The sequence below is a fragment of the uncultured Nitratireductor sp. genome (assembly GCF_913053745.1).
Lineage (GTDB): Bacteria > Pseudomonadota > Alphaproteobacteria > Rhizobiales > Rhizobiaceae > Nitratireductor.
Map to the genome: position 1 here is coordinate 40,311 of NZ_CAJXGF010000015.1, position 7,167 is coordinate 47,477.

The window sequence follows — 7,167 nt, forward strand, 5'->3', positions numbered from 1 at the left end:
CACTTCTCGCGCGACTCCCCAATATTGACTCCTGAGATTTCATAGTTGTGCGCGATTCGCTCAACCGGTTACCACTTGACACATAACGTGATTCGGAGGGCGGGCCGTTGATTGTGGTGATAGACGAGCGTGAGCTGGTGACAGATGGTTATCACTCACTTTTTAATCGTGAGGGGGTTGCGAGCGCAGGGTTCGCACCGGATGAATTCGGCGAATGGGTCGAGACCGTCGCAGATGACGAGCTCAAGGCCGTCAGCGCCTTTCTGCTCGGGCAGTGCGACGGGGGCGGCATCCGCGCCCAGCGCATCCGCGAGCGTTCAGCCGCACCGCTGATCGCGCTCAGCGAGCGCAACTCGCTCGACGATACATTGCGCATGTTCGAGTGGGGCGTCGACGATGTCGTGCGCAAACCCGTTCACATTCGCGAAATCCTGGCGCGCATCACCGCGATCCGACGGCGTGCGCATCAGGACGCGGCCACGTTCACCGAAATCGGTGCGATGCGCATCTATTTCGACGGGCGCGATCCGGAGATTGAGGGCCAGCCCCTCCCCCTGCCGCGCCGCGAACGTCGCATTCTGGAATATCTGGCAAGCAACCCGACGCGTCGGGTCACCAAGACCCAGATATTCAACGCCATCTACGGCATCTTTGATGAGGATGTCGAAGAAAACGTCGTGGAAAGCCACATCAGCAAACTACGCAAAAAATTGCGCGAAAAACTTGGTTTCGACCCGATCGATTCCAAACGTTACCTCGGTTACCGGCTGGCGGATGGATAATCCGCCAGCTTTTTTTCTTCAAAGCACATCGCCACCAGTTTCACGCAAGTCACGTCTCCTACCTTGACCGTGATCGGCGTAGACTACGAGGAGACTTCCGATGGGCCTTTACGGCATGATGCGTACCGGCGTTTCCGGCATGGCGGCACAATCCAACCGGTTGTCGACCGTTGCCGACAACATCGCCAATTCCAGCACCAATGGGTACAAGCGCGCGAAGGCTGAATTCTCCTCGCTCGTTCTGCCGTCCTCCGGCGGCTCCTATAATTCGGGTGGCGTGACGACATCCATCCGCTACGAGATTTCGAAATCCGGCCCGCTGCAATACACAACATCGGGAACGGATCTCGCTATCGAGGGCGGTGGCTTCTTCGTTGTAGAGGGCTCTAACGGTCAACCTTTCCTCACCCGCGCCGGTTCCTTCGTGCCGAATTCGCAGGGCGAACTGGTCAATGCCGCCGGCTATAAGCTCATGGGCTACAGCTACGCCAACGGCAATCCGGCCGTGACAGCCAACGGTTTCGCCGGGCTCGAAACCGTCTCCATCGCCCAGTCGGATCTGATCGCGACACCGTCCGCCAACGGCTCCGTCACGGGCAATCTTCCCGCCGATGCCGAAGTCGTTACGGCGCCCACGCCAGGCAGCAACGACCCGAACGCCGAGTTCACAAAGAAGACCTCGGTCGTTGTCTACGATACGCTCGGCAACAAGCGGCTGATGGACGTCTACATGACGAAAACCGCAGCAGGCGGTCCTCCGCCCACGACAACCTGGGAGGTCGCCGTCTTCGACCGGGAAAACGCCGATCCCGCAAGCGGCAGCTTTCCCTATGCCAGCAGCGCCGAAAGCCCGAGCCCGCTGAGCACGACGACGCTCGTGTTCGACGCAAACGGCGAGCTAACCGGCGGCACACCGAGCATGACCTTCGACGTCCCTCCGGCTTCTGTGGGCCAGAGCTTCACACTCGACATGTCGTCGCTCACGCAGCTTGCGTCCGACTTTGACGTCAAGGCCGAGGTTGACGGCAACGCACCCAGCGCCATCGACAGTGTCGAGATCGCCGAAGACGGCACCATATTCGCCCAATATGCCGACGGTTCGATGCGCGCGCTTTACCGCATCCCGCTTGCCAACGTTCAAAGTCCGGACCAGCTCAACGTGATCACGGGCAATGTTTTCTCCGAAAGCGCGGATTCAGGCGGCGTGCAGCTCGGTTTCGCCGGCACCGGCGGCCTCGGCAAGGTGACAGCCGGAGCGGTGGAACGCTCCAACGTGGACATCGCCACGGAACTGACGGACATGATCGAGGCCCAGCGCAATTACACGGCCAACTCCAAATCATTCCAGACCGGTTCCGAACTCATGGAACTCCTGGTCAACCTGAAACGATAAGCGCGGATTTCTGGAACGGGGGAGTGGAAGAAAGTAAATGTCACTGACATCTGCATTGAGCATCGCGCAGACCGCGCTTTTCAACACCTCGCGCCAGACTTCTGTCGTTTCACGCAACGTTTCGGAAGCCAGCAATCCGGACTACGCGCACCGTAGCGCGCTTCTGTCCAGCATGGCGCCCGGCGCGCGCGTCGTTCAGATCCGACGCGCGGCCGACGAAGTTCTCTTCAGGCAGAACCTCTTCGCGATCTCCGCCTGGCAGGGCCAGAAGGCCATGTCCGGTGGGCTCGATACGATGCGCCTGACGGTGAACGGCGTCGAGGACGCCAACGCACCGGCAACCGCCATCAGCAAGTTGCAGGAGGCGCTGCAACTTTATGCCGCCACGCCATCCAATGCCACGCTTGCGGAAAGCGCCGTGCAGGCAGCCCACCAGGTGGTGCGTTCGCTCAATGACGGTGCTGGCGCCGTGCAAAATTTCCGGGCCGATGCCGACCGCGACATCGCAACGGCCGTAGACGATCTCAACCACCTCCTGGGCGAGTTCGAAACCGTCAATACCGAGATCGTCAACGGCACACGTTCGGGCCGAGACGTCTCCGACGCTCTGGACCGCCGCGATGCGCTCCTGAAGAAAATCTCGGAATATGTAGCCATATCGACAACGACCCGCTCGGGCAATGATATGGTTATCGTCACCGCGGACGGCGCGACACTGTTCGAAACCATTCCGCGGCCGGTCACCTTCACGCCGAACACGAGCTATGGCCCCGGCACCACCGGCAACTCGGTCTATGTAGACGGTGTTCCGCTGGTGCCCGGAGCGGGCGGCAACACCAGCGCCAAGGGTTCCATAGCAGCCGCCCTGCAGCTACGCGACGAGACCGCGCTACAGATGCAGCGACAGCTCGACGAGGTGGCGCGCGGCCTGATCACCGCTTTCGCCGAAACCGATCCGAGCGGCACCCTTCCGGACATGGCCGGCCTCTTCAGCTGGGCAGGCGGGCCCGGCATCCCGCCGGCAGGCACACTTATCGACGGCCTGGCAGGCGCGATCCGCGTCAACGCGGCCTTCGACAAGAGTGCCGGCGGCGATCCCTCATTGCTGCGCGATGGCGGTGCCAACGGCGCCGCCTATCTGCACAACACAACGGGTGCCGCCTCCTACTCGGATCTTCTTCTGAGCTATTCGGAACGCCTCGACGAGCCGATGGCCTTCGATCCTCTGACCGGTCTCGACACAAACCGAAGCGTTACGGCGTTCTCGTTCGATTCCGTCGGCTGGCTGGAGGCCACCCGCAAACAAGCGGCAAGCGGCGCGGAAGGCAAGGAAGCTCTGGCCGTGCGTACGGCAACCGCGCTCTCGAACGCGACCGGCGTCAATGTCGACAACGAGATGGCGCTGCTGCTCGATCTCGAAAACGCCTATGAGGCATCGGCGCGGCTTATCTCGGTGATCGACGAGATGTTGTCCACCTTGATGCAGGCAACCCGGTAAAGAGACCGAACATGAAAACCTCCTTCATCTCATCGCTGGCCATGTCGCAAACGCTGCGCTACCAGACCATGCGCATGCAGGCTGAGCTTGCCGAGAGTTTGAAGGAATCGCAGACTGGCCGCTATGCGGATGTCGGCACGGCACTTGGCGCCCATGCCGGCCGCAACCTTTCGATGAATCGCAACATCGATCGCCTGAACGGCCTTGTCGATGCCAACGCGATCGCCGCCAACCGGCTGACGGCGACACAAGACGCGATGACGCAGCTTGGCGACATCGGTCAGAGCCTTCTCGCTTCCTTGACAGCGGCCAAATCCGATATCGACCAGGTTGCCGTCTCGCGCGCTGAAGCCGAGCGCGTGCTCAAGACGATGACCGGCATACTCAACAGCAATCTTAACGGCGAGTATCTGTTCGCGGGTATCAATACGGATGTTAAGCCGGTAACGGATTTTCAGGATCCGGCCTCTCCGGCAAAGACCGCTTTCGATGCGGCCTTCATGGCGAAATTCGGCTTCAGCCAAGACGACCCTGCCGCCGCCAGCATCAGCGCGGCCGACATGGACGACTTCCTCACCAACTATGTGGAACCGCAGTTCATCGGTGCGGGATGGGAGACCAACTGGTCGAGCGCATCCGACCAGAAGATCACCAGCCGCATTACGATGAACGAGACTGCCGAAACGTCGCTTACCGCGAACGAAGCCGGCATACGCAAACTGGCCATGGTCGCCGCGACGGTTTCCGACCTCTTGAACGGACCACTCAGCGAGGAAGCCCGCGAGGTTCTCTACGACAAATCCCTCACGCTCGTGGGCGAAGCCGTTGCCGATATCGCCAATGCACAGGCCCAGGCCGGCATTGTGGAAAATCGCGTTTCCGAAGCCAGCGAGCGCCTCTCCTCGCAGGTCGACCTGTTCAAGTCTCTCATCAAGGACAGCGAGGGCATCGACCCCTACGAAGCCGCCACCCGCGTTAACGATCTGAGGGCACAACTCGACGCGTCATACGCTCTGACAGCGCGACTTCAGCAGCTCAGCATCTTGAACTATCTGCGATAACCGACAGCCGGAACCAAACGAACGGGAAGCACATGTATCAGTTTTCCTACAGCGAAATTCAAACCGACTCGCTCGCCGATGCCCGGGATCGGGAGGAGCAGGTCCTGAGCCGTTCGATCGATCTGCTCCAGGCTGCCCGCGAGAAGGGGGTGAATTCGCAGGAAGCCGTCGAAGCCATCCACTTCATGATCCGCGTCTGGACCGCGTTCATCGATGATCTCGGCAATTCAGAGAACGAACTGCCGAAAGAACTGAGGGCCAATCTCATTTCCATCGGCTTATGGCTGTTGCGGGAAGGCGAAGAGATCCGACAGGGGCGTTCGCAGAATCTCGATGGCCTTATTGAAGTGTCGCAGATCATCCGCGACGGCATTCAACAATGAGTACATTGAAGATTTCCCTGAAGGCGAATGAGAAAATCTACGTCAACGGCGCCGTCATCAAGACCGACCGGAAAGTGACGCTCGAGTTCTTGAACAACGTCCAGTTCCTCCTGGAAAATCACGTGCTTCAGGCTGAGGACGCCCATACACCGCTGCGTCAGCTTTATTTCACCGTCCAGATCATGCTGATTACACCGGACAATGGCGACGACGCGCGCAGACTTTTCAACCAATTGCTGCCGCGGCTTTTGAACAGCTTCACCAACGAGCGCATCCGCGCCGGACTGAAGCATATCGAAGAGCTCGTGGCGAACGGGCAGGTCTACGACGCGCTCAAAGAGATCCGGGCACTTTACCCAGTCGAAGAGGAAATCATGAGGCAGAACACCGCGCCGGCGACGGACGAACCCGTTGCGGCGGTGGCAGGAGAGTAAGCCATGAACGTTGAAGCGACATCGGGCGCCCAGCAGCCCTACAACAACGGCACACAGCAGGCCAATGCGCCGCAGACCGTGGATTATCAGGCCTTTCTGCGTTTGCTGGTTGCCGAAATGAAGAACCAGGATCCGACAAGCCCGATGGAGTCCACCGATTATGTGGCACAGCTTGCCACCTTCTCGCAGGTGGAACAGTCGGTGCAGGCCAACGCCAAACTCGACCAGATCCTTCAGGCCTCGGCGCTTGCACAGGCCGGCAGCCTCGTCGGGCGCGAGATCACCTCCGCCGACGGGGAGATTTCCGGCAAAGTCGCCGAAGTGCGTCTTTACAGCGACGGCGTGATGGCCATTCTGGAAAGCGGCGACAAGATCCCCGTCGGACCCGGTGTCGTGATCCGCTAGGCCATGAACGAAGCCGACGCACTCGACATCGTCCAGTACGCGATCTGGACCGTGCTGGTCGCCTCCAGCCCGGCTGTTATCGTCGCTATGGTCGTCGGCGTCGGCATCGCGCTCGTTCAGGCACTCACACAGGTGCAGGAGATCACTCTCACCTTCGTGCCCAAGATCATTGCGATCCTCGTGGCGGTTGCCTTCTCCGCCCCTTTTGTCGCCTCACAGATTTCCGGCTTCAGCAACGTCATCTTCCAGCGTATCGAAGGCGGCTTCTGATCCCTTCCCGCCTCCGTTTCTCCTCTTTCACGCAAGCTTGAGACGCTAGCTTCGGCGCACGGGCGTGCAAACACGCCCCGAATCGAGTGGGAAGACGGCATGGCGTTGAGCGAAGCAATCACAGGCGCAGAGACCAGGAAGCACGGCCGCGATATCGGCTTCGCGGTTGGCGTCGTCATCATTCTGGCGGTGCTTTTCCTGCCCATCCCGCCATTCCTCATCGATGTCGGCCTAGCCTTTTCCATCGCGCTTTCCGTGCTCATACTGATGGTCGCTCTCTGGATTCAACGGCCTCTCGATTTTTCATCCTTTCCGACCATACTGCTTATCGCCACCATGTTGCGCCTGTCGCTGAACATCGCGACCACCCGTGTGATCCTATCGGAAGGCCACGAGGGCGCAAACGCCGCCGGCTATGTCATCGGCGGGTTCTCGCGCATGGTCATGAGCGGGGATTTCGTGATCGGTCTGATCGTCTTCATGATTCTCGTGGTGGTGAACTTCGTTGTCATCACCAAGGGCTCGACCCGCATCGCGGAAGTCGGTGCACGTTTCACCCTCGACGCCATTCCCGGCAAGCAGATGTCGATCGATGCGGATCTGTCCGCCGGCACAATCGACGACAAGGAAGCCCAGCGCCGGCGTGCCGAGTTGGAAGAAGAAAGCTCCTTCTTCGGCTCTATGGACGGTGCATCCAAATTCGTGCGCGGCGATGCGATTGCCGGTCTCATCATCACTGCCATCAACATCGTCGGCGGTATCGCCATCGGCTACGCCCGTCACGACATGAGCATTGGCGAGGCTGCGGACGTCTTCACCAAGCTCTCGGTGGGCGACGGTCTCGTCTCGCAAATTCCGGCGCTGATCGTCTCCCTGGCCGCCGGCCTCCTTGTCTCCAAGGGTGGCACACGCGGATCAGCAGATCAGGCCGTCTTCGGCCA

9 protein-coding genes are annotated in these 7,167 nt (G+C 60.2%); all 9 read left to right on the forward strand.

All coding sequences use genetic code 11. The features are described 5' to 3' along the window. Nucleotides 1-107: 107 nt before the first annotated feature. Complete coding sequence (locus tag QZ638_RS04380) at nucleotides 108-782, forward strand: response regulator transcription factor (RefSeq protein ID WP_295807363.1); 675 nt, start codon at nucleotides 108-110, stop codon at nucleotides 780-782. A 100-nt stretch (nucleotides 783-882) separates the two neighbouring features. Further along, nucleotides 883-2,175 carry a flagellar hook protein FlgE gene (locus QZ638_RS04385; protein ID WP_295807366.1) on the forward strand — a complete coding sequence of 431 codons (1,293 nt, stop codon included), beginning with the start codon at nucleotides 883-885 and terminating at the stop codon, nucleotides 2,173-2,175. A gap of 37 nt (nucleotides 2,176-2,212) precedes the next feature. Then, on the forward strand, nucleotides 2,213-3,673 hold the full coding sequence (gene flgK / locus QZ638_RS04390; RefSeq protein WP_295807367.1) for a flagellar hook-associated protein FlgK: 1,461 nt from the start codon (nucleotides 2,213-2,215) through the stop codon (nucleotides 3,671-3,673). Between the two features lie 11 nt (nucleotides 3,674-3,684). Beyond that, nucleotides 3,685-4,734 carry a flagellar hook-associated family protein gene (locus QZ638_RS04395; protein WP_295807368.1) on the forward strand — a complete coding sequence of 350 codons (1,050 nt, stop codon included), beginning with the start codon at nucleotides 3,685-3,687 and terminating at the stop codon, nucleotides 4,732-4,734. Nucleotides 4,735-4,766: 32 nt separating this feature from the next. Further along, nucleotides 4,767-5,117, forward strand: coding sequence for a flagellar biosynthesis regulator FlaF (flaF, locus tag QZ638_RS04400; RefSeq protein ID WP_295807370.1), 351 nt, complete (start codon nucleotides 4,767-4,769; stop codon nucleotides 5,115-5,117). After that, a complete protein-coding gene (gene flbT / locus QZ638_RS04405) occupies nucleotides 5,114-5,551 on the forward strand; it encodes a flagellar biosynthesis repressor FlbT (RefSeq protein ID WP_295807373.1) in 438 nt (145 codons plus the stop codon). The genes flaF and flbT overlap by 4 nt, the downstream gene beginning before the upstream one ends. 3 nt (nucleotides 5,552-5,554) lie before the next feature. Further along, nucleotides 5,555-5,956, forward strand: coding sequence for a flagellar hook assembly protein FlgD (gene flgD, locus QZ638_RS04410; RefSeq protein ID WP_295807377.1), 402 nt, complete (start codon nucleotides 5,555-5,557; stop codon nucleotides 5,954-5,956). A 3-nt stretch (nucleotides 5,957-5,959) separates the two neighbouring features. Then, a complete protein-coding gene (gene fliQ / locus QZ638_RS04415) occupies nucleotides 5,960-6,226 on the forward strand; it encodes a flagellar biosynthesis protein FliQ (protein ID WP_295807379.1) in 267 nt (88 codons plus the stop codon). A gap of 99 nt (nucleotides 6,227-6,325) precedes the next feature. Continuing rightward, the coding region (locus QZ638_RS04420) for an FHIPEP family type III secretion protein (protein WP_295807381.1) at nucleotides 6,326-7,167 on the forward strand (842 nt) is incomplete at its 3' end.

Bases quoted from the DNA above. Each gene is read 5' to 3' on its own strand.
- QZ638_RS04385 (WP_295807366.1), top strand. From the start codon at position 883: ATGGGCCTTTACGGCATGATGCGTACCGGCGTTTCCGGCATGGCGGCA.
- flgK (WP_295807367.1), top strand. From the start codon at position 2,213: ATGTCACTGACATCTGCATTGAGCATCGCGCAGACCGCGCTTTTCAAC.
- QZ638_RS04395 (WP_295807368.1), top strand. From the start codon at position 3,685: ATGAAAACCTCCTTCATCTCATCGCTGGCCATGTCGCAAACGCTGCGC.
- flaF (WP_295807370.1), top strand. From the start codon at position 4,767: ATGTATCAGTTTTCCTACAGCGAAATTCAAACCGACTCGCTCGCCGAT.
- flbT (WP_295807373.1), top strand. From the start codon at position 5,114: ATGAGTACATTGAAGATTTCCCTGAAGGCGAATGAGAAAATCTACGTC.
- flgD (WP_295807377.1), top strand. From the start codon at position 5,555: ATGAACGTTGAAGCGACATCGGGCGCCCAGCAGCCCTACAACAACGGC.
- fliQ (WP_295807379.1), top strand. From the start codon at position 5,960: ATGAACGAAGCCGACGCACTCGACATCGTCCAGTACGCGATCTGGACC.